28 protein-coding genes and 1 tRNA gene are annotated in these 26,619 nt (G+C 64.9%); 17 read left to right on the forward strand and 12 right to left on the reverse strand.

Going from position 1 to position 26,619, the window contains the following annotated elements:
* Positions 1–12: 12 nt before the first annotated feature.
* The 6 genes from KYC_RS12155 to pdxK all read left to right on the forward strand — a co-directional run bounded on the left by KYC_RS12155 (position 13) and on the right by pdxK (position 4,479).
* A complete protein-coding gene (locus KYC_RS12155; protein ID WP_043518241.1) occupies positions 13–975 on the forward strand; it encodes a Bug family tripartite tricarboxylate transporter substrate binding protein in 963 nt (320 codons plus the stop codon).
* A 28-nt stretch (positions 976–1,003) separates the two neighbouring features.
* On the forward strand, positions 1,004–1,648 hold the full coding sequence (locus tag KYC_RS12160) for a glutathione S-transferase family protein (RefSeq protein WP_008162480.1): 645 nt from the start codon (positions 1,004–1,006) through the stop codon (positions 1,646–1,648).
* A 10-nt stretch (positions 1,649–1,658) separates the two neighbouring features.
* The gene (locus tag KYC_RS12165) at positions 1,659–2,441 is read left to right on the forward strand and encodes an aldolase (protein WP_008162482.1); all 783 of its coding nucleotides are present in this window, start codon (positions 1,659–1,661) and stop codon (positions 2,439–2,441) included.
* 78 nt (positions 2,442–2,519) lie between these two features.
* A complete protein-coding gene (locus KYC_RS12170) occupies positions 2,520–3,074 on the forward strand; it encodes a helix-turn-helix domain-containing protein (protein ID WP_043518243.1) in 555 nt (184 codons plus the stop codon).
* 38 nt (positions 3,075–3,112) lie between these two features.
* A complete protein-coding gene (locus KYC_RS12175; RefSeq protein ID WP_008162487.1) occupies positions 3,113–3,478 on the forward strand; it encodes a cupin domain-containing protein in 366 nt (121 codons plus the stop codon).
* Positions 3,479–3,615: 137 nt separating this feature from the next.
* Complete coding sequence (gene pdxK / locus KYC_RS12180) at positions 3,616–4,479, forward strand: pyridoxine/pyridoxal/pyridoxamine kinase (protein WP_008162488.1); 864 nt, start codon at positions 3,616–3,618, stop codon at positions 4,477–4,479.
* 28 nt (positions 4,480–4,507) lie between these two features.
* On the opposite strand, the gene cynS is transcribed toward pdxK, so the two are convergent.
* From cynS to amaB, 8 genes are all read right to left on the reverse strand, one after another.
* Positions 4,508–4,951 carry a cyanase gene (gene cynS, locus KYC_RS12185; RefSeq protein ID WP_008162490.1) on the reverse strand — a complete coding sequence of 148 codons (444 nt, stop codon included), beginning with the start codon at positions 4,949–4,951 and terminating at the stop codon, positions 4,508–4,510.
* A gap of 11 nt (positions 4,952–4,962) precedes the next feature.
* Positions 4,963–5,757, reverse strand: a complete 795-nt coding sequence (locus KYC_RS12190; protein ID WP_008162492.1) for an ABC transporter ATP-binding protein — start codon at positions 5,755–5,757, stop codon at positions 4,963–4,965.
* A gap of 4 nt (positions 5,758–5,761) precedes the next feature.
* Positions 5,762–6,604: a nitrate ABC transporter permease gene (gene ntrB, locus KYC_RS12195; RefSeq protein ID WP_008162494.1), complete on the reverse strand. Its 843-nt coding sequence runs from the start codon at positions 6,602–6,604 to the stop codon at positions 5,762–5,764.
* The gene (locus KYC_RS12200; protein ID WP_008162496.1) at positions 6,604–7,959 is read right to left on the reverse strand and encodes a CmpA/NrtA family ABC transporter substrate-binding protein; all 1,356 of its coding nucleotides are present in this window, start codon (positions 7,957–7,959) and stop codon (positions 6,604–6,606) included. The genes ntrB and KYC_RS12200 overlap by 1 nt, the downstream gene beginning before the upstream one ends.
* 132 nt (positions 7,960–8,091) lie before the next feature.
* A complete protein-coding gene (locus tag KYC_RS12205; protein WP_008162498.1) occupies positions 8,092–8,730 on the reverse strand; it encodes a response regulator in 639 nt (212 codons plus the stop codon).
* 12 nt (positions 8,731–8,742) lie between these two features.
* Positions 8,743–9,885 (reverse strand): sensor histidine kinase, encoded by a 1,143-nt coding sequence (locus KYC_RS12210; RefSeq protein ID WP_008162500.1) that lies wholly within the window; start codon positions 9,883–9,885, stop codon positions 8,743–8,745.
* Between the two features lie 407 nt (positions 9,886–10,292).
* Positions 10,293–11,579 (reverse strand): phospholipase A, encoded by a 1,287-nt coding sequence (locus KYC_RS12215; protein WP_008162502.1) that lies wholly within the window; start codon positions 11,577–11,579, stop codon positions 10,293–10,295.
* 232 nt (positions 11,580–11,811) lie between these two features.
* Positions 11,812–13,314 carry an L-piperidine-6-carboxylate dehydrogenase gene (gene amaB, locus KYC_RS12220; protein ID WP_008162504.1) on the reverse strand — a complete coding sequence of 501 codons (1,503 nt, stop codon included), beginning with the start codon at positions 13,312–13,314 and terminating at the stop codon, positions 11,812–11,814.
* Positions 13,315–13,546: 232 nt separating this feature from the next.
* On the opposite strand from amaB, the gene KYC_RS12225 reads away from it, so the two are divergent.
* The 7 genes from KYC_RS12225 to KYC_RS12255 all read left to right on the forward strand — a co-directional run bounded on the left by KYC_RS12225 (position 13,547) and on the right by KYC_RS12255 (position 18,639).
* The gene (locus tag KYC_RS12225) at positions 13,547–14,296 is read left to right on the forward strand and encodes an amino acid ABC transporter ATP-binding protein (RefSeq protein ID WP_043518245.1); all 750 of its coding nucleotides are present in this window, start codon (positions 13,547–13,549) and stop codon (positions 14,294–14,296) included.
* Between the two features lie 86 nt (positions 14,297–14,382).
* On the forward strand, positions 14,383–15,174 hold the full coding sequence (locus KYC_RS12230; RefSeq protein ID WP_043518247.1) for an ABC transporter substrate-binding protein: 792 nt from the start codon (positions 14,383–14,385) through the stop codon (positions 15,172–15,174).
* Positions 15,175–15,192: 18 nt separating this feature from the next.
* The gene (locus tag KYC_RS12235; protein WP_008162509.1) at positions 15,193–15,885 is read left to right on the forward strand and encodes an amino acid ABC transporter permease; all 693 of its coding nucleotides are present in this window, start codon (positions 15,193–15,195) and stop codon (positions 15,883–15,885) included.
* Between the two features lie 2 nt (positions 15,886–15,887).
* Positions 15,888–16,577: an amino acid ABC transporter permease gene (locus tag KYC_RS12240; RefSeq protein WP_008162511.1), complete on the forward strand. Its 690-nt coding sequence runs from the start codon at positions 15,888–15,890 to the stop codon at positions 16,575–16,577.
* 9 nt (positions 16,578–16,586) lie between these two features.
* Positions 16,587–17,879 carry an NAD(P)/FAD-dependent oxidoreductase gene (locus KYC_RS12245; protein WP_008162513.1) on the forward strand — a complete coding sequence of 431 codons (1,293 nt, stop codon included), beginning with the start codon at positions 16,587–16,589 and terminating at the stop codon, positions 17,877–17,879.
* A gap of 12 nt (positions 17,880–17,891) precedes the next feature.
* Positions 17,892–18,476, forward strand: a complete 585-nt coding sequence (locus KYC_RS12250; protein WP_008162515.1) for a helix-turn-helix domain-containing protein — start codon at positions 17,892–17,894, stop codon at positions 18,474–18,476.
* Positions 18,477–18,562: 86 nt separating this feature from the next.
* Positions 18,563–18,639: transfer RNA gene (locus KYC_RS12255), tRNA-Arg, on the forward strand.
* Between the two features lie 1,586 nt (positions 18,640–20,225).
* Here the strand turns inward: KYC_RS12255 and KYC_RS12270 are convergent.
* The 4 genes from KYC_RS12270 to KYC_RS12280 form a co-directional block, all read right to left on the reverse strand.
* Complete coding sequence (locus KYC_RS12270) at positions 20,226–20,735, reverse strand: hypothetical protein (protein ID WP_139026508.1); 510 nt, start codon at positions 20,733–20,735, stop codon at positions 20,226–20,228.
* A 14-nt stretch (positions 20,736–20,749) separates the two neighbouring features.
* Positions 20,750–21,310 carry a hypothetical protein gene (locus tag KYC_RS29450; protein WP_139026509.1) on the reverse strand — a complete coding sequence of 187 codons (561 nt, stop codon included), beginning with the start codon at positions 21,308–21,310 and terminating at the stop codon, positions 20,750–20,752.
* Between the two features lie 449 nt (positions 21,311–21,759).
* On the reverse strand, positions 21,760–22,692 hold the full coding sequence (locus KYC_RS12275) for a cation diffusion facilitator family transporter (RefSeq protein WP_043518275.1): 933 nt from the start codon (positions 22,690–22,692) through the stop codon (positions 21,760–21,762).
* Positions 22,693–22,845: 153 nt separating this feature from the next.
* On the reverse strand, positions 22,846–23,562 hold the full coding sequence (locus tag KYC_RS12280; protein WP_043518251.1) for an IclR family transcriptional regulator: 717 nt from the start codon (positions 23,560–23,562) through the stop codon (positions 22,846–22,848).
* A gap of 100 nt (positions 23,563–23,662) precedes the next feature.
* On the opposite strand from KYC_RS12280, the gene KYC_RS12285 reads away from it, so the two are divergent.
* The 4 genes from KYC_RS12285 to KYC_RS12300 all read left to right on the forward strand — a co-directional run bounded on the left by KYC_RS12285 (position 23,663) and on the right by KYC_RS12300 (position 26,434).
* Positions 23,663–24,376 carry a PIG-L deacetylase family protein gene (locus KYC_RS12285; RefSeq protein ID WP_008162531.1) on the forward strand — a complete coding sequence of 238 codons (714 nt, stop codon included), beginning with the start codon at positions 23,663–23,665 and terminating at the stop codon, positions 24,374–24,376.
* A 4-nt stretch (positions 24,377–24,380) separates the two neighbouring features.
* Positions 24,381–25,010, forward strand: coding sequence for an RraA family protein (locus KYC_RS12290; RefSeq protein WP_008162533.1), 630 nt, complete (start codon positions 24,381–24,383; stop codon positions 25,008–25,010).
* A 51-nt stretch (positions 25,011–25,061) separates the two neighbouring features.
* A complete protein-coding gene (locus tag KYC_RS12295; RefSeq protein ID WP_008162535.1) occupies positions 25,062–26,027 on the forward strand; it encodes a Bug family tripartite tricarboxylate transporter substrate binding protein in 966 nt (321 codons plus the stop codon).
* A gap of 137 nt (positions 26,028–26,164) precedes the next feature.
* Positions 26,165–26,434: a hypothetical protein gene (locus KYC_RS12300; RefSeq protein ID WP_050814865.1), complete on the forward strand. Its 270-nt coding sequence runs from the start codon at positions 26,165–26,167 to the stop codon at positions 26,432–26,434.
* Positions 26,435–26,619 lie beyond the last annotated feature (185 nt).

The following is a 26,619-nucleotide window of genomic DNA, read 5'->3' on the forward strand; positions in this document are numbered from 1 at the left end:
AAGGGGAATGGGATGAAAGTCTTGGGCATGGTGGCCGCGCTGGCGATGGCGGCGGGAATGGCGGGTGGCGCACAGGCGGCGTTTCCGGAGCGGCCGATCCGGCTGGTGGTGCCGTTTGGCGCTGGCGGCATTACGGATATCGTGGCGCGGCAGGTGGGCAAGGGCATGGGCGATGTGCTGGGGCAGGGCATCGTGATCGAGAACCGGCCGGGCGCGGGCGGGGTGATCGCGGCCCAGGTGGCGGCTACTGCGCCGGCCGATGGCTATACGATCTTCATGGGGACGGTAGGCACGCAGGTCGTGAACCCGCTGATCTACAGCAAGCTCAGCTATGACGCGGATAAGTTCGCGCCGGTGGGCATGGTGTCGGGATCGCCGTATCTGCTGGCCGTCAGGGCCGGCGTGCCGGCCGCGTCGTTCGGCGAGTTCGTGAAGTACGCCAAGGCCAATCCGGCGAAGCTGAATTTCGGGTCGGCGGGCAACGCCAGTTCGCCGCACCTGGGGCTGGAGCTGCTGAAGCTGACGGCCGGCGTGGACATTGTGCATGTGCCGTTCAAGAGCGGCAGCGAGGCCGTGAACGCGGCGATCGGCGAACAGGTGGATGTGGTGATGGACGCCAGTCCGGTCATCATGCCGCACGTGGCCTCGGGCAAGCTACGCGCCCTGGCGGTGGCGTCGGACAAGCGATTGCCGTCCGCGCCCGGCGTGCCGGCCAGCACCGAAGCGGGCGATGCGGGCTTGCAGATCAGTTCCTGGAACGCGTTCTTCGCGCCGGCTGGGACGCCGCCGGACGTGGTGGCTGCGCTGAACGCCGCGCTGCAGAAGACGCTGGCCACGCCCGATTTGAAGGAGCGGCTTGCGGCGCAAGGCACGCAGCTCTACACGGGCGCGCCCGATGAATATCAGCGCTTCATCGGCGGCGAGAAGGCCAAGTGGGCCGAGATCGTGAAGCGCGCCAATATCAAGATGGATTAGGAAACGCATCAATGACCAGGAGTTCAGCATGAATACTCAGGCGCCACACCCGCTCGCAGGCAAGCCGCTGGAGCTGGCCGACACCCTGCGGTCGGGCAATGCGTGGAAGATCCGGCTGGCCTGCGGGCTGATGGGCCTGCCGGTGACGCGGCGCACGTTCGACATTGTCCAGGGCGATCTGGAAACCGAAGCGTTCGCGCGCATCAACCCCTGGCGGCAGGTGCCCGCGCTGCTGACGCCGGAAGGGCAATGGCTGGCGGAATCGCAGGCCATTCTCTGGTATCTGGGCATGGGCACGCCCTGGCTGCCCGAGGACCGGTTGGCGCAGGCGCAGGTGTCGAGCTGGCTGAGTTTCGAGCAGACGCAGCACATGCATGCGTACGCGCAGCCGCGCCTGTTGATCCACCTGCGCCAGACGGCGGGCGTGAATGACCCGGAGATGGTCGCTTGGCGCGCCATCGGCATGAAGGCGGCGGCGCTGATGGACGCGCATCTGGCGGGGCGCCATTACCTGGTGGGAACCGCGCCGACCATCGCGGACATCGCGCTGTTCCCTTACACGAGCATGGCGGAGCAGGGCGGCTACGACCTGTCCGGCTTTGCCCATATCAATGCCTGGCTGGCGCGCATCCGCGCACTGCCGGGATTTACGCCGCTGATGGAAGCGGCATGACGGAGACATGATGGCCGATACGATGCACTTGGGAAAAGACGAACTGATTGCGCGGGCGCAGGCCGAAATGCAGCGCCAGTTCGACACCCCGCAATGGAGCCTGCGTGAACGCCTGGCGCTGACCTGCCGGATCCTGTTCGACGGCGGGCACGATTCCGGGCTGGCGGGCCAGATCACCGCGCGTGCGACCGAGCCGGGCCGCTACCTCACGCAGCGGCTGGGCCTGGGCTTCGACGAAATCACCGCCAGCAATCTGCTGCTGGTGGACGAAGACCTGCGCGTGCAGGAGGGCGGGGGCATGCCGAATCCGGCGAACCGCTTCCATTCCTGGATTTATCGCGCCCGCCCGGATGTGAACTGCATCATCCACACGCATCCGCTGCATGTGGCGTCGCTGTCGATGCTGGAGATTCCGCTGGAGGTCTCGCACATGGACAATTGCCCGCTGTACGACGACGTGGCCTTTTTGAAGGATTGGCCCGGCGTGCCAGTGGGCAACGAGGAAGGCGAGATCATTTCCAAGGCGCTGGGGGCCAAGCGGGCCATCCTGCTGTCGCACCACGGGATGCTGATTGCGGCGGGGTCGGTGGAAGAGGCTTGCGTGCTGGCGCTCCAGTTTGAGCGCGCCGCGCGCATGCAGCTGCTGGCGATGTCGGCGGGAAAGATCCAGCCGATTCCGCCCGAACTTGGCCGCGAGGCGCACGACTGGATCCTGACGCCCAAGCGCTCCCAGGTGGGCTTTTCGTACTACGCGCGGCGCGCCTTGCGGATGCATCCCGACGTGCTGGCCTAGGGAGTTTCGGGGCAGGGCGCTCGACGGCGGCGCAGGATTCGGGCATTCTTGCCGGTTGTATTCCCGTTTTTCCCGCCCATGATCGACCTGCCGCACCGCCTACGCACCCTGCGCCGCCAGCAAACCTTGTCCCTGGAACAGCTGGCGCAGCGCACCGGACTGACCAAGAGCTACCTCTCCAAGCTTGAGCGGGGCTTGAGCGAGCCGTCCATTTCCACGGTGTTGCGCCTGGCCGAGGCCTATGGCGTGGGCGTATCGCAACTGGTGGGGGCGGACGACGCCGCGCAGGACGAAGTGGTCAGCGTGGTCCGCGTGGCCGACCGCGAAGCCTTGCAGCGCCGGGGCCTGGGCAGCGAATACCATTACGAGTCGCTGGCCGGACGCCGCAAGGTCAAGGCCATGGAGCCCTTCGTGGTGCATCCGCCGCGCGAATTTCCCGACGCCACGGCGGTTTTTCCGCATCCGGGCGAGGAATTTCTGCTGGTGCTGAAAGGCGCCATCGAGGTCCACGTGGGCGAACGCCAGTTCCGCCTGGAAACCGGCGATTCCGTCTATTTCGATTCCGAACTGCCGCACCGCATGCGCACCGTCAGCCGGGCCATGGCCGAGGTGCTGGTCGTGGCGGCGCACTGAAAGACAGGCCGCCGCGCCTCATCCCTAAAGGAAAAACTATGAAGAACGATCAGTCGCGGTTAGTCCGCATTGATGTCGGCCCGATGAAGAACCCGGTGCCTGGCAAGCCCCGCCGCCCGATCTCGGGCGATGCGGCGTTTCGCACGGTCACCGCCTTCGAAGGCAACGCGGGCAAGGCTGAGGCCGGCGTGTGGGAAAGCACCGCCGGTTCGTTCCAGTCCAATACCACCGGCTACATCGAGTTCGGCTACATCGTCGAAGGCGCCGCGCGCCTGGTGGACCCGGACGGCACGGTGCACGAGCTGACGGTGGGCGAGGCCTTTGTCATGCCCGAGGGCTACACGGGCCGCTGGGAAGTGGACCAGTTCGTCAAGAAGATCTATTTCATCACGCGGATGGCGTAACGGCCCCGGCTACGGGCGCGGACGCCGGCTGCCGGCCGGCGGGACTAGAATAATGCGCATCCGAGGTCTGGCGCTTGGGCGCCGGACCGGCGCCGCAACCCGCGTTCGCGCCTGGAGCAACCGCAGGAGCCCACCGTATGACCGCAATCCCCGCTGCCTCCGTCCCGGGCGCAGCGCTGCCTGCCCGCACCGCGCAGGTGGACGTCGTCTCCATCCAGTCACAGGTCGTTTACGGCTACGTCGGCAACAATGCCGCCATGCCCGTGTTCCGCAAGGCGGGCCTGCGGGCGATCGCTGTGCCTACTGTCATCCTCAGCAATACCCCGCACTATCCCACCCTGCATGGCGGGGCCGTGCCGCTGGATTGGTTTGAAGGACTGCTGCAGGGCCTGAACGAACGCGGCGTGAGCCGCGTGGCGCGCGCCGTCGTGTGCGGCTACCTGGGTCAGCCCGGACAGGCCGGCCTGCTGGCCCGGTGGCTGACTGCGCTGCGGGCGTCGCGCCCGGACGTGCGCGTGCATATTGATCCGGTCATGGGAGACCGCAACGACGGGCTGTATGTGAACGAAGGGCTCGTCGAACAGTACCGCGACCTGCTGGTGCCGCTGGCTGACGGCATGACGCCCAATCATTTCGAACTGGAGCTGCTGGCCGGCCGGCAGTTGTCGTCGCTGGACGAGGTGGTGGCCGCGGCGCGCGAACTCATCGCGCGCGGACCGCAATGGATTGTCGTGACCAGCGCCGCGCCGATGGCGGCGCAACCGGGCACGCTGCAGCTTGCCGTCGTGACGCGCGACCAAGCGACGGTGGTGACCCATCCCGAGATCGCGATCCCGCCGTCGGTGCACGGCACGGGCGACGTTTTCATGGCCGGCGTGGCTTCCCGGCTGCTGGCCGGCCAGGACTTGATCGAGGCGGTGCGCGAGGCCGCGGCGCAGGTCACCGTGGCGCTGGAGCGCACGCGGGAACTGGCCTGGGAAGAGCTGGCGGTCGACGGCTAGGGGCGGGAATCCACCCGCCCCGCGCGACTCAGTACATCTTGTACGGCAGGAACTTGCCGCTCATCACGATCTGCACGCGGTCGCCCTTGGGGTCGACCTCGCGCGTCAGGTCCATCTTGAAGTCGATGGCGCTCATGATGCCATCGCCGAATTCTTCGTTGATCAGCGCCTTGAACGTGGTGCCGTAGACGTTGATCAGCTCGTAGAAGCGGTAGATCAGCGGGTCAGTGGGGACGGTGGTGGGCAGCGAGCCCTTGTACGGCACGACCTGCAGTTGCACGACCGCATCGGCCGGCAGGTCAAGCACGCGGGCGGCGGCCAGCGCCTGTTCCTCGGTCATGGTCATCTGGCCCAGCAGCGCGGCGGTGGTCCATTCCTTGCTCTGGCCCACGGCCTCGGCGATGGCGCCCCAGGAAAGTTTTTTCTCTAGCTTGCGGGTGACGACGAGTTCGGTGACTTCTGCGCGGGACATCATGATGGGGTTCACTCCTTGTGGGATGCCTTGTCGACCAGGAAGTCGACGAGGTGGTTGCGGATTTCGTAGTAGCGGGGTTCGTGGTGCAGGCTGGCGCGGGTCCGGTCGCGCGGCAGATCCACGGCGACGGACTCGGCGATGCGGGCGTAGGGGCCCGCGCTCATGAGCAGGATGCGGTCCGACAGCAGGATGGCTTCGTCCACGTCGTGCGTGATCATGAATACGGTCTGGCGGGTTTCCTGGACGATGGCGCGCAGTTCGTCCTGGATGGCGCCGCGGGTCAGCGCGTCCAGCGCGCCGAAGGGTTCGTCCAGCAGCAGCATCTTGGGCTGGATTGCAAAGGCGCGGGCGATGCCGACGCGCTGCTTCATGCCGCCGGACAGTTCGCAGGGCTTCTTGCCGGCGGCCTTGCCCAGCCCCACCATGTCCAGGTAGCGCTGGCTGTGCGCGCGCACCTGGTCGCGGCTGTAGGCTGGCCAGCGCGAGCGCACGCCGAACTCCACGTTCTGCAGCGCGGTCAGCCAGGGCAGCAGCGCGTGCGCCTGGAACACCACGCCGCGTTCAAGCGACGGGCCCGCGATCTGGCGGCCGTCCATGATGACGACGCCTTCATTGTTTTCGTCGATGCCGGCCAGCACGTTCAGGATGGTGGTCTTGCCGCAGCCGGAGTGGCCGATGACGCAGACGAACTGGCCTTTGTCGATCTCGAAATCTATGTGCTCGAAGACAGGGGGCTGGGGCTTGCCGTCGCGTCCGGGATAGCGCTTGCCCAGCCCTTGGACCTGCAGGAAAGATTGGCTCATGGCGTCACTCCCGATAGCTCACGAGCCGGGCGGCGCGCGCCAGCAGGTTGTCCAGCAGCATGCCAATCAGGCCGATGAAGAAGATGGCGCAGATGATGTTGGAGATAGACAGGTTGTTCCATTCATTCCAGACGAAGTAACCGATGCCGGTGCCGCCGATGAGCATTTCGGCGGCCACGATCACCAGCCACGCGATGCCCACCGAAATGCGCATTCCCGTCATGATGGTGGGCGCGGCGGCAGGCAGGATTACGGTCAGCGCCGTGCGCAGACGCGGCACTTCCAGTGTGCGCGCCACGTTCAGCCAGTCCTGCCGCACGGCGCCCACACCGAAGGCAGTATTGACCAACATGGGCCACAACGAGCAGATAAAAATCACAAAAACCGCAGATATGTTGGCGTCCTTGATGGTATAGAGGGCCAGCGGCATCCACGCCAGCGGCGAGATGGGTTTAAGGATCTGGATGAAGGGGTCGAACGCCCGGTACACCGTCTTGGACATGCCGATCAGGAAGCCCAGCGGAATGGCCACCAGGGCCGCCAGGCCAAAGCCCGTCAGCACCCGGGCCACGGAGTAGGCAAGCTGGATGCCGATGCCCTTGTCGTTGGGGCCGCGGTCGTAGAAGGGATCCTTGATGTGTTGCCACAGCTGCGCGCCGACTTCGGCGGGGCCGGGGAAGGGCGTCTTCGAGCCGCTGGCGGCGGCGTTGCCGACCAGCGCCGCATAGGCGGGGTCCACCGTCGCGCCGCCCGTGTCGGGGCGGGTGGCGGCGTGCCACAACAGCAGGAACGCCAGGAACAGCGCGATGGACAGGAAGGCGGCCCGCCAGTGTTGCACCGACCGCATCAGGTCCTCCGGATCTTGAAGCCGGCGAGGTAGGCCTCGGGCTGGCTGGGATCGAAGGGCTTGCCCATGATGCTGAACGTCTTGCCGGTGTCGGCGGGCGGGGTCAGGCCGGCCTCGCGCATCAGCCGCACGGCGTCGGTCGCCAGGAATACTTCACCGGCGATCTTCTGGTAGTCGACGTCGCCCTTGACCTGGCCCCAGCGCTTCATCTGCGTCAGGATCCACACGGCGAACGACTGCCAGGGCATCGGGTCGAAGTCGATGCGGTTCGGGTCGGTCAGCACCTTGCCCAGGCCGTCGGCATAGGTGCCGGTCAGCACCTGTTCCACGACCGTGACAGGCTGGTTCAGGTAGTTGGGGGCGGCGATGGCGGTGGCGATTTCCTTGCGGTGCGCGGGGTTGCGGGCGTAGGCGGTGGCCTCGATGATGGCCTTGAGCAGCGCCTGGTAAGTGTTGGGCATGGCGGTGACGAATTCCTTGCTGGCCGAGAACGCGCAGCAGGGGTGGCCGTCCCAGATGGCCTTGGACAGGGTGTGGATGAAGCCCACGCCGTCGTAGACCGCGCGCTGGTTCACGGGGTCGGGCGCCAGGAAGCCGTCGATGTTGTCGGCGCGCAGGTTGGCCACCATCTCGGGCGGCGGGACCGAGCGGATTTGCACGTCGGTGTCGGGATCCAGTCCGTGTTCGGCCAGGTAGTAGCGCAACAGGTAGTTGTGCATGGAGTAGTCGAAGGGCACGGCGAACTTGAAGCCCCTCCAGTCTTTGGGATCGCGCCGGTCCTTGTGTTTCATGGACAGGGTGATGGCCTGGCCGTTGATGTTCTCTACGGCGGGCATGGTCCAGGGCACGGCGCGGCTGGCGCCCACGCCCATCGAGATGGCCAGCGGCATGGGCGACAGCATGTGCGCGGCATCGTATTCGCCCGACATGGCTTTGTCGCGGATGAGCGCCCAGCCCGCGGTCTTGACCACTTCGACGTCCAGGCCCTGCTTGCCGTAGAAGCCCATGGGGTGCGCCATGATGATGGGGGTGGCGCAGGTGATGGGGATGAAGCCGACCTTCAGTTTCTGTTTTTCCAGCGGGCCGGCGGACTGCGCGAAGGCTTCCTTGGCGGCGGCCAGCGGGAAGATGGACGCAATGGCGGCCATGGCGGTGCCGCTGCCGACGGCGCGCAGGAAGCGGCGGCGCAGGGCGTCCTGCGGGAACAGGGCGCGCATGACGGCGTTTTCGACCGCGCTGTCGTCGGCGCTGACGAGGGCCTGGGCGGCGCGTTCATGTTCGGCTTGCGAGGCGTGGCGGCCGCAGCCGCAGGCAAGGCGGCTGTTGGCGTCGAACGGATTGCTGAAGAGGGACATGCTGGCTCCTTCGGACGGGAATGGAGCCATCATGCGGCCGCGGGCAGGCGGCCGGTATCGCCGGTTCTACGATACGCGTGTAGTGGACCTACTACGTGGTGCGCGGCCTGCGCCGGGATAGTGCGCGGACGCTCAGATGGCACCCAACTGGTGCGTGTTGGCGTAGGCGACCAGCTCGACCAGGGTGCGGACGTTGAGCTTTTCGAAAATGCGGCTGCGGTAGGTGGAGATGGTGTTGACCGACAGCGCGAGCTGTTCGCCGATGGCGGAGACGGACCGGCCCGCGACCAGCAGCTGCAGCACCTGGAATTCGCGGTTGGACAGCAGTTCGTGGGGCGGGCGGGAGCTGTCCTGGCGGACGGTGTGGGCGAGCAGTTCGGCGACGGTGGGGGTGACGTACATCTTTCCGGCGGCGGCGTTGCCCAGGGCGGCGAGCAGTTCTTCGGGCTCGCAGCCTTTGTTGAGGTAGGCATGGGCGCCGGCGCGCAGGGCGCGCACTGCGAACTGGGACTCGGGGTAGACGGAGAGCATGACGATGCCCAGCGCGGGGTAGTCGGCGCGCACGCTTTTGAGGACGTCGAGGCCATCGCGTTCGCCCAGGGCGACGTCCAGGACGATGGCGTCGTAGTGCGCCTGGCGCAGGGCGCGCAGGGCGGCCGGGCCGTCGGCGGCTTCGTGCACCAGGGCGACCCTGGGGTCTTCTTCCAGGATGCGGGCCAGGCCGCGGCGGATGATGAGATGGTCGTCGACGATGAGCAGATTCAGGGGCATGGCGGCGGTTCCTTATGCGGCCAGCGGGTTCAGGCGCAGGCGGGCGCGCATGCCGGCGCCGGGGGCGCTGTCCAGCGCAAGGTCGCCGCCAATGGCGCGGGCGCGTTCGCGCATGCCGAGGATGCCGAAGGTGTGGCGGTCTTCGGGCAGTTGCATGCCGACGCCGTCGTCTTCGACGGTCAGGACCAGGCCGTCGGCGCTCCAGGCGGCGCTGACGCTGACGCTGCGGGCGCGGGCGTGGCGCTGCACGTTGGTCAGCAGTTCCTGGACGATGCGGTAGATGGCGATTTCGGCGTTGCGGTCCAGGCGCAGGCTTTCGGTGTCGGGCGGGCAGAGGTAGCGGCACTGCAGGCCGCTGCGGGTCTGCAGGTCTTGCAGCAGGGCTTCGAGGGCGGCCCACAGGCCAAGGTGGTCCAGGACGACGGGGCGCAGGTCGTTGAGGATGCGGCGGGTGGCGCCCATGGCGGTCTGGGTGACGTCCAGCATGCGGTCAAGGTGGGCCTGCAGGGCCGGGGTGGCGCCCAGCTGGCGGCGCAGCCAGTTGAGGTCGAGCTGCAGGGCGGTGAAGGACGCGCCGAGGTCGTCGTGGATGTTGCGGGCGATGTGAGCGCGTTCTTCTTCGCGCAGGGTGCTCAGGTGAGAGGAGAGGCGGCGCAGCGATTCGTGGGCCGCGCTGAGTTCGGCGGTGCGTTCGCCGACGCGGCGCTCAAGCAGGGCCTGGGTGCTCTGGAGTTCGCGTTCGATGCGTTTGCGGGCGGTGATGTCCGAAAACGTGACGACGGCGCCGACGACTTCCTGTTCGTTGCGGATGGGGTAGGAAGCGTATTGGGCGTCGAAGCAGGAGCCGTCGCGCCGCCAGAGCACTTCGTCGTCGGCGCGCTCGCCGCGGCCGTCGCGGAAGGCTCTGAAGATGCGGCAGTCATGCACGGGCATGAGGCTGCGGTCGGCGTGGGAGTGGTGGATGAGGTAGTGCATGTTGCGCCCGACGAGTTCATCGGGCGTGTAGCCGAGCATTTCGGCGCCTGCGCTGTTGATGAAGATGCAACGGCCTCGCAGGTCGATGCCGTAGATGCCTTCGCCGGCGGCTTCGAGCAGCATTTCCAGCTGGCGGCGCCAGGCGGCGTGGTGCGATAGGTGTTTCAGGTCGGCGAACATGACGGGCCCGGTGTGTGCATCGCCGGGCCTTGCGGGCCCGGATCCCCTTGCGCGGGTTTTTAGTTGCGCTTTTGGGGCGGAGTTTACGGGACGCGTTCCCGGTTGCGAACCTGATTGAGGGAAATCCCTTTGAGGTTGCTTTGTTGCTGAGGCGTTGGTTTTTGAGACGCCCGGTGCTGCAAGAAGCTGCGCGATTGCCGGGGAGGGCGGCTCTTCTTGCATTTTTTTGGCGGGAAGCTCGGGTCTGGAAGATCTTGCGGGGCTGCCAGTGGTCGGCCGCGCGGGCGGCCTCATCTGGCGTTCGGGCGTCTTGCACTGTCGGGCCGTTCGATCGCGCGGAAAGCAAATCGCCGGCGTTTGGGGCCGGCGAGTTTGGGTTCGAGGTTGGGGGCGGCGTTGGACGCGATTTACGGAATCAGCGAAAGCCCAATGCGGAACTGGCTTTCATTGCGCTGGTTGTAGCCCAGCAGGGTTTCGCCATAGCCGTTGAAGTACTGCATGTGCAGGTAGCCGTTCCAGTTCAGGAACGTGCGGCGCAGGGGCCATGCGAAGTCCAGTTGGGTGGTGCGGCGCTTCTGGTCGCCCTGGCGGTACATCGCGGTGATCACGGCGCCGTTGTCCTGGGCCCAGCGCAGTTGCCAGTCGACGCGGCCGGCGTAGTCGGCGTAGTCGCTGTTTTCCTTGGCGACGGCGAAGTAGGCCTTGACCTTGGGCGCGAAGGTGAGGGTGCTGCCGCCGTCGAAGCGGTAGTGGAAGCGCGGTTCGATGTAGCCGGCGTTGAGCGAGCGGGAGTCTTCGCCGTCCTTGCCGTTGGAGTTGTGCTCGACGCCGGTGTTCATGCCGAAGCGCCAGTCCTGGTTCTCGGATTTCCAGATGTCGTCGGACAGCCAGAAGACGCTGGGGTTGAAGGTGGTGTCGATGAAGGGCTTGGAGTCGCTTTCCAGGTCCCACAGCGAGGTCTGGGTGTAGCCCAGGTAGAAGTCGTCGTGCCAGGAGTCCTCGGTGCCGCGGGGGCTGATGAGGCGGTACTTGGCGCTGATCTGGAAGCGTGCGGTGGTCAGGCCGCGGGTGCCGACGCTGAAGTACACGGGCTTGTAGGCCGAGAAGGCGCTGCGGAACTGGTCGAAGGCGGTCTGCTCCACGGTCTGCTCGACGGACGCGGCGGGCGCGGGGCCGGCTTCGGGGGATGCGCCGGCAGCCGCGACAGCCGCCGGCGGGACGGGCTGGCCGGTGCGGGCGTCGACGACGGGCGTCTGGGCGGGCGTGGTGGCCAGGGTGCCGCTGTCGCGGCCGGTGGCGTCCAGGGCCATCATCGACGGCTGGCCTTCGATGGTGACGGCTTGCAGGCCGTGCGCGGTGGCGGGTACTTCGGCGGTCCAGGACATGCGCGCGAAGTTGTTGGCGGGCACGCTGTAGTTGTCGCGGCCGCTCTTGAGCTTGGCAAGGCTGCGCACGATCTGCCCGTCCTGGCTGCGCCACTGCAGCACCAGTTCAGGGGGCGGCTGCCAGGTGACGCGTCCGCTGTCTTCGTTGAAATACACGGCCTCGATGGTGATGGTCTCGCCGGGGGCGGCGGAGGGGCGGTCCAGCCGGTACGACACGCCTGCCGCGGCGGATCCGGCCGCGCTCAGGGCGAGGGCGGCGGCGCAGAGGCGGAGGGTATGGATGCGGGGGAAGCGGCGACTGAATGTCATTGAGGACGTGTATGGTTTTTGTGATCAGGAAATGTAGCACCGTCCCTGGCAACAGGTTGTAAGCCGGGCTAATCGTATGTAGTGGGTGTAAACGGGCCGTGTGGGCGGGATGGGGCGGCGGCAGGGATTTCTGGGCGGGCGCTCGGCTACATTGAGCGCGTATAAGGCGGAAGGCCCCGCGCATCGTCTGAATGCGCGGGGCCTTCGTCGTTGCTGGCCGGTCTGATCGGGTCTACTCGCCGAACTTGATGCCCTGCGCCAGCGGCAGGTTGCGCGAATAGTTGATGGTGTTGGTGGCGCGGCGCATGTAGTTGCGCCAAGCGTCAGAACCCGATTCGCGGCCGCCGCCGGTTTCCTTTTCGCCGCCGAAGGCGCCGCCGATTTCGGCGCCGGACGTGCCGATGTTGACGTTGGCGATGCCGCAGTCGGAGCCGGCGGCCGACAGGAAGGTCTCGGCTTCGCGCAGGTCGTTGGTGAAGATGGCGGACGACAGGCCTTGCGGCACGCCGTTCTGCATGGCCAGCGCGTCGCCGAATTCCTTGTAGCGCATCACGTACAGGATGGGCGCGAAGGTTTCATGGCAGACGACGTCGGTCTGGCCAGGCATTTCGGCGATGGCCGGGCGCACGTACCAGGCGTCGGGGTACTGGTCGGCCAGTACGCGTTCGCCGCCCGTGACCTTGCCGCCCTGTTCGCGGGCGGCGGTCAGCGCGGTCTGCATGGCGTCGAAGGATACGCGGTCGATCAGCGGGCCGACGAGGTTGCCGCTGTCCAGCGGGTTGCCGATGGGGGCGCTGGCGTAGGCCTTGTGCAGGCGCTGGAGCAGTTCGTCGGCCACGCTTTCATGGACGATCAGGCGGCGCGTGGTGGTGCAGCGCTGGCCGGCGGTGCCGATGGCGCCGAAGACGATGCCGCGGGCGGCCATGTCCAGGTCGGCGGTGGGGCCGACGATGATGGCGTTGTTGCCGCCCAGCTCAAGCAGGACGCGGCCGAAGCGCTGCGCGACCCGCGGGCCGACCTGGCGGCCCATGCGGGTGGAGCCGGTGGCCGATACCAGCGCCACGGTGTGGGAGTCGACCAGGGCTTCGCCGACTTCGCGGCCGCCGATCAGGACTTCGGACAGGCCGGCGGGCGCGTCGCCAAAGCGCTGCATGGCCTGGGCGAACAGGGCCTGGCAGGCCAGGGCGGTCAACGGCGTCTTTTCGGACGGCTTCCAGACGACGGCGTTGCCGCAGACGATCGCCAGGGCGGAGTTCCAGGCCCAGACGGCGACCGGGAAGTTGAACGCGCTGATGACGCCCACGACGCCCAGCGGATGCCAGGTTTCCATCATGCGGTGGCCGGGGCGTTCGGAGGCGATGGTCAGGCCATAGAGCTGCCGCGACAGGCCGACGGCGAAGTCGCAGATGTCGATCATTTCCTGGACCTCGCCTTCGCCTTCGGCCACGATCTTGCCGGCTTCCAGGCTGACCAGGCGGCCCAGTTCGCTTTTGTGCTGGCGCAGCGTTTCGCCGAACAGGCGGATCAGTTCGCCGCGGCGCGGGGCGGGCACGTCGCGCCACGCCTGGCTGGCCTGGCGCGCGCGGGTGATGGCGGAATGGGCCTGGGCCACCGTGTGTTCACGCACCTGGGCCAGTTCGGCGCCGTCGATCGGGCTGCGGGCAATCAGCGTGCCGCCGGTGAGCACGCTGGAATTCAGTCCGAGATTACGCAGGATGTCTTGGGGAGTGTCCATGCCGGTTCCTTGGATGGCCAGCGAAGGAATTACCTTCGCCTTAAGGGTTATGCCTAAGTGGCGATTCTGGAAAAAAATTTACTATACGAAACTATGACGTGAAATGCGAAATATTTTTGAGGCGCCAGTCTTCTGAGGCCTCTTGAATCGCCAGTGCCAGCCGAAGTCCGTTTCTCCGCGGGTTTCTCCCGCAGGTCCCGGATGCCGGCCCACTCCACCAGAAGGTGAATCCGTGGCGGAACCGTTGCTCGTTGTCCAGGCAGTCACCAAGACCTATCAGCGCGACGGGCATCCCCCGCATCTGGCGCTGGACGGCATTGATTGCCAGCTCGAACGCGGCGAGGTCATGGTCGTGGTGGGGCCGTCCGGCTCGGGCAAGAGCACCCTGCTGCGCACCCTTAACGGCCTGGAAAGCATCGACAGCGGCGCCATCCGGGTGAACGGCGTGTCCCTGACGGACCCGGCCACCGACGTCAACCACTGGCGCACCGAGGTCGGCATGGTGTTCCAGCACTTCAACCTGTTCCAACACCGTACTGCGCTCGACAACGTGGCGCTACCCCAGCGCGTGGTGCGCGGCCGCAGCCGCGCCGACGCCGAGCGTTACGCCCGCGATTTGCTGGGCCGGGTCGGCATGGCCGAATTCGGCGACCGCTATCCCAGCCAGCTGTCGGGCGGTCAGCAGCAGCGCGTGGCAATCGCCCGGGCGCTGGCCATGGACCCCAAGCTCATGCTGTTCGACGAGGCGACGTCGGCGCTCGATCCCGAAACCGTGGGCGGCATTCTTGAATTGATGCGGGCGCTGGCGCGCGACGGCATGACGATGGCGGTCGTGACCCACGAAATGGGTTTCGCCCGCGACGTCGGCGACCGGGCGCTCTTCATGGATGCCGGCCGCATCGTGGAAATGGGCACGCCGGACGAGGTCTTCGGCAACCCCAAAGAGGCGCGCACCCGCGCTTTCCTGGAAAAGATTCTGTAGTCCCGCCGGTCCGGCTTATCCGGGCGCTGCCGGCGTGATGTGCCTTGCCCGGAACGATATGGGTCAAATCACCAAAGGGGTTGGAAATGCTGAAAATCAAACAATGGCTGGGCGTGGCCAGCGTCGCCCTGGCGGCCGCCACTGTGGCCCTGCCGGCACAGGCGGACGAACTTTCGGACATCATCAAGCGCGGCGAATTGCGCGTGGCGGTGCAGACATCCGGGCCGCTGATGAGCTTCATGGACAAGTCGGGCAAGCGCACCGGGCTGGCCGTGGAAGTGGCCAAGCGCATGGCCGACGACCTGGGCGTGAAGCTGGTGCTGCAGGATTATGAATGGAAGGGGCTGCTGCCGGCGCTGCTGTCCGGCAAGGCCGACATGGTGGCCGCCGACATGACGCCCACCCCGCAGCGCGCGGCCCAGGTGCTGTTCTCGCTGCCCATGTTCTACGCCGACACCGTGGCCGTGGTGCCCAAGGATTCTCCCTACAAGACCTACCAGGAACTCGACAAGGCCGGCGTCACCGTCGGCGCGCTGGGCGCCAGCACGTATGCGGAAGTCGGCAAGAAGATGCTGCCCAAGGCCACGCTGAAGGAATTCTCGGGCGGCAGCGCCCCGGTCGGGCAGGCCCTGTCCAGCGGACGATTGGACGCGGGCATCATGTCGCTGTCCACGGCCAACCAGTTCCTGGTCGACTTCGGCAACCTGCGGGTGCTGGAAGGCGTGATGGTGCGCGAGCCGCTGGCGTTCGCCGTCGGCCCCAACGCGTTCCGCCTGAAATTCTGGCTGGACAACTGGCAGACCCTGAAGACGGCCGACAACACGCTGCCGGAGCAGGTAAGGTACTGGTATTCGACCGATTGGAAGAAAGACCACTGATCGGAGACGGGACCGCCCATGGACTGGCTGATTGATTTCTATAACTGGCGCATCGTCAGCCAGTACACGGGCCAATTCGCCGAGGGCCTGGCCAACACCCTGATAGCGGCGGGCGCCAGCCTGGTGCTGTCGGTGCTGGCTGGCATCCCGCTGGCGCTTGCCCATATGTCGTCCCGCGGCGCCGTCTGGCGCCCGGTGGCGGCCTATGTGCAGTTTGTCCGCTCCACGCCGCTGCTGGTGCAGATCTATCTCGTCTACTACGCCGTGCCCGCGCTGATTCCCGGCGCAAAGGGCTGGAGCGAGATGCTGCTGGGCATCATCGCCATGACGGTGCACCACGCGGCCTACATGAGCGAAATCATCCGCGTCGGCATCGAATCCGTGCCGCGCGGCCAGGTCGAAGGCGCCAAGGCCTGCGGCATGAACTACCACCAGCGCCTGCGCTACGTCGTGCTGCCGCAGGCCTTCGCCAATACGCTGCCGCCCCTGCTGGGCCAGACGGCCGTGCTGATCAAGGACACCTCGCTGCTGTCGCTGATCACGGTCTTCGAACTGGTCGCGGCCGGCGTGCAGATGAACAGCGAGCGCATCGTGCCCAACGAAGCCTTCCTGACCATCGCGGCGGGCTATCTGCTGATCTACTGCGTCATGCTGCTGCTGTCCAAGGGCGTGAGCCTATGGCTGGCGGGTCCGGCCTGGAACGCGAGGTAACCATGCTGGAATCCTACCTTTCCACCGCCGGCGTCGTGCTGCCCTTTTTGCTCAAGGGCTTCTGGGAAACGCTGAAAATTTCCTTCGTGGCCATCATCGCCGGGTCGCTGCTGGGCTTTGTCATCGGCGTGATCCGCAGCTACCGCATCCGCGGCGTGCACCAGCTGCTGGGGCTTTATATCCACATTCTGCGCGGCACGCCGTTCCTGGTGCAGCTCTACATCTTCTACTTCGTGCTGCCCAGCACCGGCATCGAGCTGCTGCACTGGGATTCCGGGACGGCGGCCTTCGTGTCCCTGTCGGTGTACACGTCGTGCTATGTCGCCGAGATTGTCATGGGCGCCATCCAGGCCGTGCCGCGCGGTCAGACGGAAGGGGCGATGACCCTGGGCCTGCGCCCCTTGCAGATCCTGTGGCTGGTCATTCTGCCGCAGGCCATGCGGCTGATCGTGCAGCCCATGAGCGGCGTCTACGTCATGCTGATCAAAAGCACCGCCATCCTGTCGGTGGTCGGCATCACCGAACTCACGCGGCAGGGCGAGGTCTTCATCATCACGTTCCCGGCCAAGTCGCTGTTCATCTACGGCATGATCGCCGCCATCTACTTCATCTACTGCTACCCGCTCCTGCGCCTGGCCAACTGGCTGGAAAAGCGCCTGGCCGGGGGGCTGCAGGGCGCAAGCCTGCACTGAGCCGACGCCATGGTCTCCGAGTACATCGACACCTACTACAAACGCACGCTCGCCGACGGCGAGACCTACTACCCGCCCCTGGCGGGCGCGGCCAGCGCCGACGTCTGCGTGATCGGCGGCGGCCTGGCCGGGCTGTCCACCGCGTTGGAACTGGCGCGGCGGGGCCGCAACGTCACCCTGCTGGAAGGCAAGCGCATCGCCTGGGGGGCGTCGGGCCGCAACGGCGGCTCGGTGTCGCCGGCGTTCTCGGCGGGCGCCGACGCCATCCGCAAGCATGTCGACGAAGACCACTACCGCCAGCTCTACCGGCTGTCGATGGAGGGCGTCGAGATCATCCGCGACAACATCCGCGACCTGCGTATCACCGACGCCCGCAAGGTGGACGGGCGTCTGCGGGTCGTGCGCTACGAGGCCACCGACGCGTTGCGACAGTGGTGTGACAGCCAACAGCGCGACTTCGGGCGCGACGTCCGTCTGCTGACCCGCAGCCAGGTCCGGGAACGGCTGGTGTCGGACGTCTACTTCCAGGGCGTCGAGGATCCTGCGTCCTTTCACTTCCATCCGCTCAACTACGCGCGGGCGCTGGCCCGCGAGTGCGTCCGGCTGGGCGTGCGCATCCATGAAGATTCCCCGGTCGAGCAGGTCACGCTGGAAGGCGCGGTCAAGCACCTGAAGACGGCGCAGGGGCAGATTGACGCCGCCACCGTCGTGCTGGCCACTGGCGGCTACACCGGCGACGTCGTGCCCGCCCTGCGCCGCGCCATGCTGCCCATCGCCACCTACATCATGCTGACCGAGCCGCTGGGCGACCGCGTGCGCGAAGCCATCCGCAGCACCGCCGCCATCGGCGACGACCGGCGCGCCGGCAACTATTACCGCGTCCTCGATGGCGGCCGCATCGGCTGGGGCAGTAGAATCACCACCCGTGTCGACGACCCGCCCGATCTGGCCGAGTCCCTGCGCCGCGAATTGCTCAGCGTCTATCCCCAATTGCAGGGGCTGCGCGTGGAAGCCGCGTGGTCGGGGCGCATGGCCTACGCGCGGCACCTGATGCCGCAGATCGGCCTTCTGGGGCCCGGCGTCTGGTATTGCACGGCGTTCGGCGGCCATGGCATGAACACCACCTCCATCGGCGGGCGCGTCGTGGCCGAAGGCATCACGGGCGACACCCAGCGCTACAAGCTGTTCGCGCCCTTCGGGCTGGCCTGGAACGGCGGCAGCCTGGGCACGGCGGCGGTTCAACTGACTTATTGGTCTTACCAGGCGCGCGACTGGTGGCGGGAGCGCCAATCGCGGGCATGACAGGGTATACAGATGCAAGGCAACAAACAGAGCGCATTGGCACAACGGCTGCGGGCCCTGCGCCAGGCGCGCGCATGGACCCTGAAGCAGGCGGCCGCGGCCACCGGCGTGTCCGCATCGACCCTGTCGAAAATCGAAAACAGCCTGCTGTCTCCCACCTATGACAACCTGATCAAGATCGCTGCGGGCCTGGACCTGGACGTGGCGGAACTCTTCACCGCGTCCGACGCCCACATGGGCACCGGCCGCCGCAGCCTGAGCCGCCAGGGGGAAGGGCGCCAGTACGAAACCCCGTACTACGACCACCGTCTGCTGTGCACCGCGCTGTCGCACAAACGCATGATGCCGTTCCACACCCGGGTCAAGGCGCGCTCCTTCGACGAATTCCAGGACTGGAGCCGCCACGGCGGCGAGGAATTCGTCTATGTCCTGGAAGGCGAGGTCCAGCTCTATACGGAATTCTACGAACCCGCCCGCCTGAAGGCCGGCGAGAGCTTCTATATAGACAGCCGCATGGGCCACCGGGTGATCAGCCTGAGCCCGGAAGACGCCATCGTCCTGTGGGTGTCGACCCACACGGATATCGGGGAAGAATAGGGGAGCGCCCAGGTTTGCGCGCAACAAGGTAAAATTCGGCGCCCGGACAGCTTCCGGGTGTCACTCCGGTGACTTCACCACACCGCGCGGCAGTAGCTCAGCTGGATAGAGCACGGGCCTTCTAAGCCTGAGGTCGGGGGTTCGAGCCCCTCCTGCCGCGCCAGAACATCTATATAAATCAGGCGATTACAGCGGTTTGGGGTTCGTTGGCAGGGCAATCATTAGAATAAAAATGCCTGCGTTAGAACTTTACTCCGTAGCCGAGGCCTTCTTTACCACCCGTCTGTCGCAGTGTTTGTGAGTCGTGGCCGGGTTGGCGTGAGCTGCGAAATCGTATGCGTCTTCGTTCCTGTTAGCGATCTTTGTAGTGATGGCTGCGGGTCGAATGTGCTGTAGGTTGAAGTACAGCGGATAAGCGGTGAGCGTCTTTTCGTTCACGGTCTCATCCACGGTCAAAAACCACGCCAATTGAGCATCCTTCCAGCTAGAGGATAGGCATCGGATCTTTGCTGGGCGCAAATAGGTTAGGGCTGACGGTGTTCTTACGAGCAAGGCCGCGAGCAACCACCACGCGCAGGGGCTTTGACCATTTCCGAACCTTTAACACCTCAATCTGGCCCTTCTTGCGCTTGGTCGAAAGGACCGTTATGTGGCGGAACAGGTGGATGTGTGTCTGAGTACGCTGCCGGTTGACCCGCGCGCCGCTGTAGGGATCAACCTGAGCAACAAGAACGTGCCCAATCGGGTGTTCCGTACCCCGCGCTGTAGCCAGGAGGAATAGCACCTCCGGTATCAGACGGCAAAGGAATCGCTGCCTCCAATGCTTCGTCGGGAAGATCTGATTAAGCAAGCCATCAAAGCGCTACCCTAGCAACGACTGAACTACTCGCTTTCCGTGGTGCCCACTGAAGTGGCGGAATTGGGGCGTTTGAGGATTTTCAGGGTCTTTGGGTTGAAAGGGTCTAGCGGAAAGTTGTGGGCAGTCGAACTGCAAGAGAGCTTCTACGAGGCGAACGCGCGCCGGCTGCCCAGAATCTCCAAGGCGTAAGTTTCCCCTGGGGCTGTGCTAGCGAATCCCTCGTGCCTATCAGCGAACTCAGGATCACAAAGGGTGAAACGAAAGTCTGATAGTGGTAATTGATAGTTCGCTAGCTGGTCAGAGGCCCGGCCGGCGAGCCCGTAGCGCACGTAAGCCTGGGCACGCGGCACTAAGTTTGATTTCGCGCGCAACTCGAAGTGCTCAGGGGTGAGGGCAGCAAGACGACAGCGTTAGCTTAACCTTCCGGCGAGTAATAGAGAGTCTTTCCGCAGGTACCGCAGAAGTGTTCGCGGGTATAACTATGCTGCATCAGACCGCGCACACGTATGTGAGTGCCGTCACAGCTAGCACATGACACCCGACGACGCTCGCAAGATTCCGGATACGTGCGTTTGTACCACTCGAAATTTCGCTTCTCAAATTTGTTAAGGCGAAAATACTGCCCAAAGCCGGCAAGGGTAAACGCCCCCCCGAAGATAAGCCAAAACAGCGAGCCAGTAGTATCACCGCGAGATATCAGGAAGGCTGCACCCAGCAGTAGAACCAGGCCAGCGAACCCGAAAACAAAACCGATAAACTTTAAAAACTTTCTTCGCATTTTTTATCCGAAATTTGTAGCTTGAACGGACTCGACCAGCAGCCCGTGAAAAGATCCAGTGGGAGAGGCTTGAATATCTCAGTTACGCGTTGGTGGTTAAGGATCCTTTCTTCTACGTGGACGGAACTACCTCTGACGCACAGGTGATGCTGTCCGTAGGCAGTAGCGAGTCGACGGTTTCAGCCCAAATTTGCATCGCATCCGCGCGACTTCGTGTACGTGTGGTCTGCGCATACACGAAATCAGGAACATCCGCCTTTACAGCACTCAAGCAGCTGCGATCATTGGAGTAAGCATTTAGATCGGCGGCAGTAGGCGTACGGCCGCTAGCCCCGCTGAGCATGGCTTTAGTGACCTGCAACGCGTAGGCCTCACCCCGCCTGAGCGCTTCGGCGTCTGCAAACGTCTGGCGCAGGGACTTGTCGATCTCGTCGCGCACGCCGTTTAAATCAGCGTCTGGACCTAGCAAGTCTTGCTCCTTTATCGTGAGCGGGCCCAATACCGGATGTTCCACCAGTGCCGGCCGCACGCCGACTACGTAATCATCGCCGGTTGCTGCACATCCGGCCAAGGAAGCTGCCGCAAGTAAACCAGCAACTGCAAATTTCGATTTGATACTCAAGTCTTTTGGCATGATCAGTTAAGTGGCTTGCGTGCTACCGCCAGCGCGACGCCATTCGCATCGTAGTTTTGGCTAAAAGTAAAACCGTACTCGCGTATGCTCTCGGGATAGTAGGAACTGGTCTCACCGAAGCCTTGGAAGGCTCCGATGCGGGGTAGTGCAGCAACACATTCCTTGAAAGCCGGATCGCCAGCACTACACAGGATTTGTAGCACCACGTTGCCCTCGCCGTTTTCTACGAATCCCTTCACAACGTTGTATGTTCCCGTCTGCCGTAGCTCGACAACATCGCCCTGTTTGAGCGGAGGAAGATGGTCCGGGATGATCCCAGTGGAGACCCATCCTTTGCCTCCCGCTCGTACCCAGGCTCCATACTCAGGATGACGCATTTGGAGGAAGGCGACGCGCATGGAGTATTCTGGTTCGCCCTTAATAACGCCCACTGTGTAAAGCTGATTTCGGGCGCCGAACGGATAGTCACCTGCCCAGACTTCGTCGTGAATCACTTGAGCAGCGACATTGACTTGTCTCATATTGGCCGGTAGCTCGGTCCCCGCGTTAAGCACTGCGTTCAAGACATGGACGGCCGGCGTCTGGCAACCTGAAAGTGCTACAGCTGTGCAGGTCGATAGGACTGCAATCACGGCGCGGTGGGCTAGATTCCCGAGAGGCATATGGAAATTCTGATGGGGGGGTGGACGAGGCTCCGCGTTCACACCGCTGACGACATAAGCAATGTTCGGTATGCCTCAATCACATTATGTTACACCAGACCCAATTTCTCGCGTGATCTCGTAATGACGGGAGAAAGCGTCAACACTCCAGCTTGTTGGCGTTCTAGCACTCCACCCGCAAGATCCGTCCTTCAAATCTCGCCATTCTTCCCACGTCAACGCATTAGGGCGGGTTTGGCTTCGCTGTCAGCATTGGCGTCCTAATATAAAAGTTCGAATCACCTCCTGCCGCGCCAGATTTCATTCAAAATTGAAGCCCTGGCGCTTCCATCCTGGCGCCGAACACCGCTTCAATTCGCCCATTCCGGATCCGTCGTAAACGCAATCGTCAGCCAGCGGTTCGGCGTGTCGTCGCCCACGGCCTTGCTGATTTCATCGCGGATCCTGTCCCATTCTGTCAGCGGCTTGGCCGGCATGTCGGCCGGGACGATGAAATAGAGCTCGATCTGCTTGCCCCTTCCCACTTTCGCGACATACGACCGGTGTGACGTGAATCCGTAGCGGCTGGTGAATTCGCGGGCCACGCCGTCGATGTGGTCCTTCAGGTCGGCCGGCGTAACCAGCAGCATGTCGGAAAGCGCCTGCTTGATGGTGGCGGCCGGCATCGGAATGATCACCAGGCAGACCAGCGCAAGCGCCGCGGGGTCGACATAGGGCGTCAGCCAGTCCAGCCGGGTGCCTTCGATGGCGTAGCCGATGGTGAACGCAATCAGCAGCGCGGCCGTGATGCCGCCCGACATGATCCATGCCTTGGCGTCCAAAGCGATGAATTCTGATCGGATGTGCCGATTCTGGATGGTCGCGTAGATAGCCATGCCGATGCAGGCGGCCAATCCGAAGATTGCGTAATAGATGGCGTAGGTGAACTCCAGGTCCCGCCCGCCCTTCAGGATGCTGCCGACTGCGGTAATCAGGGCGTAGATCGAGACGCAGGTCAGGATCAGGCCGTTGAGTCCCAATACCAGCGGCTCCAGATGCCAGAAGCCCATGGTGAAGCGGTCCCGGAGCTTTCCGGTGGGACCGCCAGGCGCCGTCGACAGGGCGATCAGCCGGGCCGAGATCAAGGCCAGCGCGCTGAGCCCGGCATCGGCCAGCATATAGACCCCGTCGAACACGATGGAGAACGAACCGGCCAGCAGCCCGAAGACGACGGCGACGGCGGAGACGGCGAGGGTGACGAGGATGGAAGCGCGGAGAACGGACTGCTCGGTGGCTTTGGGCATGAAGCGATCCTTGTTGTTCAGTGGGCGGTTCACTTCCCGGGGCGTTGCACTAGTGTACGCAGATGTCGGGCATGGCCATTGCCGCTGCCTGCCGGTCTGCCGCCGCGTCGTATTTGCGATTGCGGCGTGCCTGTGGCCGACGTCAGGTTCTTTTCACGCTTCGTTCGGACGATACAGAATGGCCCGCATCTCCGCCGACGCGCCCAGCCGCTGCGACAGCTCATCCGCCCGTTCAAGAATCATGGCTTCGAAGGCCGCCGCGTCCACCGTCTTGAGCCGCACCGATGGCCCGGCGATCGTCAGCGCGCCGACGAAGCGGTCTTCCTGTCCGATGACCGGCACCGACCATGACGACGTGTAGGGGTCGCGCGCGCCGCAAGAGAATATCGGCAGCCGTTCCTGGTTGCGCCGGGCGCCTTGCGCCCAGATCGCGAAGACCTGGCCTGTGGAGGATTTGTCGGGCGGCATGACGCTGCCCGCGATGACCTGGCTGTGCAGGCCTTCATGCGGCTGATGGCGGAACAGGCACAGGCGCTGTCCGGGTTCGCCGCCTTCGACGTAGTAGGCGGCGCTTTCGCCGGTATCGGCGGACAGGCGCTCCAGCACCGGCATGACGACGGCTTCCAGGTCAAAGCCGCGTTCATAGACGCGCGCCAGAAACAGCACCCGGGGGCCCAGGCCGTAGCGGCCGTCGGGCTCGCGCACGACGTATCCGCAGCGTGCCAATGAGTTGAGCATGCGGAAGATCGTGGTCTTGTGCAGGGGCAGCCGATGGGCGAAGTCCGCCAGCGATAGATGCTCGGCGCCGGGCCGGAAACAATCCAGCACGCTCAGCGCGCGTTCCACCGCCACCACCCCATCATTACTCATGCATAGCTCCTGAATCATTGAATTTGCTTGTTGATTGTACAGAGTACAACTACGTTTCGTAATTTTAAAATGCGACAAGTCTGTTGATCTGGAGTCAGGGATGTCGAGTTCGATGCTGGTGGTGACCGCCCACGTGGGCGATTTTGTCTGGCGCTGCGGCGGCGCGATGGCGTTGCATGCGCAACGCGGCGTGGACGTGCACCTGGTGTGCCTGAGCTACGGCGAAAACGGCGAATCCAACGCCGCCTGGAAAGGCGATACGCAGCGCGATGCGGTGAAGGCCCAGCGCCGCGCCGAAGCCGAGGCCGCAGCGCAAATCCTTGGCGTCGCTTCGCTGGATTTCCATGACCTGGGCGATTACCCGCTGCCGGACTCTGCGGATTCGGTGCGCCGCATCTCCGACACGCTGCGCCGCACGAAGGCGTCGGTGGTGCTGACCCACCCGGAGCATGATCCTTCCAATCTGGATCACTGCCGCACCTTCGAAATGGCGCTGCGTGCCCGCATGCAGGCGATGGCGCCGGGCCACGGCGCGGACTTCGTGGTGCCGCCGCAGGTGCTGTGCTTCGAGCCGCACCAGACGGAATTGTGCGGCTTCAAACCCAATGTGCTGCTCGACATCACCGACGTGTGGGAGCGCAAGTGGCAGGCCATGCAGGCCATGCCGACGCAAAGCAACCTGTGGGCCTACTACGAACGCGTGGCGCTGCAGCGCGGCGCGCAGGCGGGCCGCCGCGGCAAGACGGCGGGCACGCGCTATGGCGAGGCCTATCAGAGCATTTTCCCGGCCGTTGTCTCGGCCCTGATGGAGTAATGGCATGAGCGATCTGTTTGCAGCCGGCCTGTGCAGCACGCTGTTGGCCGATGCCGGCGCGCGTGTCATGCGCGCGGCGATCAAGCCCCTGCGCGCCGGCTGGTCCGTGCGTGGCCGCGCGCAGACCGTGTCGGTGCCTGCGGGCGACAACCTGGCCATCCACGCCGCGCTGGCTATCGCGAAGCCTGGCGATGTCCTGGTAGTGGACGCGCAGGGGTATGCCGACCGCGCCGTCATGGGCGGGATCATGTGCGCCCAGGCCGCGGCGACGGGCGTGGCCGGCGTCGTGATCGACGGCGCCATGCGCGACGCGGCCGAATTGCGCCAGGGCGATCTGCCCGTGTTCGCGGCCGCCGTGTCGCCGGCCGGGCCCTACAAGGCGGGCGGCGGCAGCGTGAACCGGCCGGTTCAGTGCGGTGGAGTGCGCGTCGAACCGGGCGACTGGATCCTGGGCGATGACGACGGGCTGATCGTGGTCGGACCTGCCGAATGCGAGACGGTGGTTGCCGCCGCGCTGGCCAAGGCCGAAGCGGAGGCGCGCCGAATGGCGGCCATCGCGCGCGGCGAACTGCGGCCGGCCTGGCTGGACGAGGCCTTGGCCAAGGCCACGCTGGATATCGGGCCGGCGCGCTAGGAACCGCGCCGTCGCCCCAAAAACAAGCATCAAACACAACAGGAGGAAGACATGAAGTTCAACAAGCAGACCCTGGGCGCGATTGCCCTGATCGCGGGCATTGCGCCGCTGACCGCCGCTAACGCGGGCTACCCGGAACGGCCGATCCGCATGGTCGTGCCGTTTGCCGCGGGTGGCCCGGCCGACATGGTGGGACGCGAGTTCGCCAAGCTGTTCAGCGACAAACTGGGGCAGCCGGTGGTGGTGGTGAACGCTGGCGGCGGCCATGGCGTGCCGGCGCTGAATCAGGTGCTTGGCGCGGAGGCCGATGGCTACACGCTGCTGATGCCGGCCTCGGGCAACATGACGGTGCCCTCCAAGGCCATGCAGGGCAAGAATGTGTTGGACCTTCTGGCGCCGATCAGCCTGCTGACCGAAAGCCCGCACGTGCTGGTCGTGAACGCGCAATTGCCGGTGGATTCCGTGCAGGGCTTGGTCGACTATGCGCGCGCGCATCCGGGCAAGGTCAATTTCGGTTCGGCGGGCGTGGGCGGCGTGGCGCACCTGGGCATGGAACTGTTCAAGAGCAAGGCGAAGGTGGATGTGGTGCACGTGCCGTATCGCGGCACGTCCCAGGTGCTGACCGACCTGGCGTCGGGCCAGGTGCAGGCGTTGTTCAGCAGCATGCCTTCGTTGAAGCCCATGATCGACAAGGGTTCGGTGAAGGCGCTGGCCATGAGCGCGCCCAGCAAGGGGGCGGACACGGCGAAGCTGCCGCTGATCTCGCAGACCCTGCCGGGCGTGTCCTACACCACTTGGTATGGCCTTTTTGCCAAGGCGGGCACGCCGCCGGAGGTGCTGGCCAAGCTGAATGCGGCGGTGGCCGACACGCTGAAGAATCCCGAACTGAACCAGAAGTTCGAGTCGCAGGGCGTGGAATTCGTCTCCAGCACGCCGCAACAGCTTGCCGACACCGTTCGCCGCGACACGGCGCAATGGACCGCGCTGATCAAAGAGGCGGGCATCGAGATCGAATAGGGCGGATTCCTGGCGCTCTGCATGACGGCCGGGCAGGCGTACGCCTGCCCGGCCCTTTTCCTGCTACGACTTAAAACGGTTTGACCCGCCCGGTTTTGCTATAAACAGGCCTATAGCTTTTCTGTGGGGCCGGGAATATGTCCATTCTTACCTTGAGCCGCTGCGGCGCGGCGCTGATGTTGGTCGCGCTTGCCGCCGGCTGCTCGTCCAGCAAGCCGTCAGCGGGCGCCAAGTCCAGCATGTCCAACGCCACCCCGGCACGCGCCAGCAACGAGTGCAAGCCCAATCGCAGCAAGTGCCTGCACGAGGGTTCTTACGATGCGGGCGAAAGGGACTACGCGGTGGACGAGGCCAAGCGCCTGAATCTGGCAGAATCCGAGCGCCTGCGCCGCCTGTTCGCAAAGTGACCGCGGCAGGCCATAGTCACCGCAACAATCCGTTGAATCGCAAGCCGTTTGCCGTCATCCCCCTAAATAGCACACCGACATGACACGCCTGCCGGCGCACCGTGTTTACCCCAACGTGTCGACCACGCGCCACAAACTGCCCCTTATTTCCCCTGATTGACGCGTTTTAGCTTGTGTCTCAAAAA

It is taken from the genome of Achromobacter arsenitoxydans SY8 (assembly GCF_000236785.1).
GTDB lineage: Bacteria > Pseudomonadota > Gammaproteobacteria > Burkholderiales > Burkholderiaceae_B > Achromobacter > Achromobacter arsenitoxydans.

What these genes read in the sequence shown, in the direction of transcription:
- KYC_RS12155 (WP_043518241.1), top strand. Translation starts at nt 13, where the DNA reads ATGAAAGTCTTGGGCATGGTGGCCGCGCTGGCGATGGCGGCGGGAATG.
- KYC_RS12160 (WP_008162480.1), top strand. Translation starts at nt 1,004, where the DNA reads ATGAATACTCAGGCGCCACACCCGCTCGCAGGCAAGCCGCTGGAGCTG.
- KYC_RS12165 (WP_008162482.1), top strand. Translation starts at nt 1,659, where the DNA reads ATGGCCGATACGATGCACTTGGGAAAAGACGAACTGATTGCGCGGGCG.
- KYC_RS12170 (WP_043518243.1), top strand. Translation starts at nt 2,520, where the DNA reads ATGATCGACCTGCCGCACCGCCTACGCACCCTGCGCCGCCAGCAAACC.
- KYC_RS12175 (WP_008162487.1), top strand. Translation starts at nt 3,113, where the DNA reads ATGAAGAACGATCAGTCGCGGTTAGTCCGCATTGATGTCGGCCCGATG.
- pdxK (WP_008162488.1), top strand. Translation starts at nt 3,616, where the DNA reads ATGACCGCAATCCCCGCTGCCTCCGTCCCGGGCGCAGCGCTGCCTGCC.
- cynS (WP_008162490.1), bottom strand. Translation starts at nt 4,951, where the DNA reads ATGTCCCGCGCAGAAGTCACCGAACTCGTCGTCACCCGCAAGCTAGAG.
- KYC_RS12190 (WP_008162492.1), bottom strand. Translation starts at nt 5,757, where the DNA reads ATGAGCCAATCTTTCCTGCAGGTCCAAGGGCTGGGCAAGCGCTATCCC.
- ntrB (WP_008162494.1), bottom strand. Translation starts at nt 6,604, where the DNA reads ATGCGGTCGGTGCAACACTGGCGGGCCGCCTTCCTGTCCATCGCGCTG.
- KYC_RS12200 (WP_008162496.1), bottom strand. Translation starts at nt 7,959, where the DNA reads ATGTCCCTCTTCAGCAATCCGTTCGACGCCAACAGCCGCCTTGCCTGC.
- KYC_RS12205 (WP_008162498.1), bottom strand. Translation starts at nt 8,730, where the DNA reads ATGCCCCTGAATCTGCTCATCGTCGACGACCATCTCATCATCCGCCGC.
- KYC_RS12210 (WP_008162500.1), bottom strand. Translation starts at nt 9,885, where the DNA reads ATGTTCGCCGACCTGAAACACCTATCGCACCACGCCGCCTGGCGCCGC.
- KYC_RS12215 (WP_008162502.1), bottom strand. Translation starts at nt 11,579, where the DNA reads ATGACATTCAGTCGCCGCTTCCCCCGCATCCATACCCTCCGCCTCTGC.
- amaB (WP_008162504.1), bottom strand. Translation starts at nt 13,314, where the DNA reads ATGGACACTCCCCAAGACATCCTGCGTAATCTCGGACTGAATTCCAGC.
- KYC_RS12230 (WP_043518247.1), top strand. Translation starts at nt 14,383, where the DNA reads ATGCTGAAAATCAAACAATGGCTGGGCGTGGCCAGCGTCGCCCTGGCG.
- KYC_RS12235 (WP_008162509.1), top strand. Translation starts at nt 15,193, where the DNA reads ATGGACTGGCTGATTGATTTCTATAACTGGCGCATCGTCAGCCAGTAC.
- KYC_RS12240 (WP_008162511.1), top strand. Translation starts at nt 15,888, where the DNA reads ATGCTGGAATCCTACCTTTCCACCGCCGGCGTCGTGCTGCCCTTTTTG.
- KYC_RS12245 (WP_008162513.1), top strand. Translation starts at nt 16,587, where the DNA reads ATGGTCTCCGAGTACATCGACACCTACTACAAACGCACGCTCGCCGAC.
- KYC_RS12250 (WP_008162515.1), top strand. Translation starts at nt 17,892, where the DNA reads ATGCAAGGCAACAAACAGAGCGCATTGGCACAACGGCTGCGGGCCCTG.
- KYC_RS12275 (WP_043518275.1), bottom strand. Translation starts at nt 22,692, where the DNA reads ATGCCCAAAGCCACCGAGCAGTCCGTTCTCCGCGCTTCCATCCTCGTC.
- KYC_RS12280 (WP_043518251.1), bottom strand. Translation starts at nt 23,562, where the DNA reads ATGAGTAATGATGGGGTGGTGGCGGTGGAACGCGCGCTGAGCGTGCTG.
- KYC_RS12285 (WP_008162531.1), top strand. Translation starts at nt 23,663, where the DNA reads ATGTCGAGTTCGATGCTGGTGGTGACCGCCCACGTGGGCGATTTTGTC.
- KYC_RS12290 (WP_008162533.1), top strand. Translation starts at nt 24,381, where the DNA reads ATGAGCGATCTGTTTGCAGCCGGCCTGTGCAGCACGCTGTTGGCCGAT.
- KYC_RS12295 (WP_008162535.1), top strand. Translation starts at nt 25,062, where the DNA reads ATGAAGTTCAACAAGCAGACCCTGGGCGCGATTGCCCTGATCGCGGGC.
- KYC_RS12300 (WP_050814865.1), top strand. Translation starts at nt 26,165, where the DNA reads ATGTCCATTCTTACCTTGAGCCGCTGCGGCGCGGCGCTGATGTTGGTC.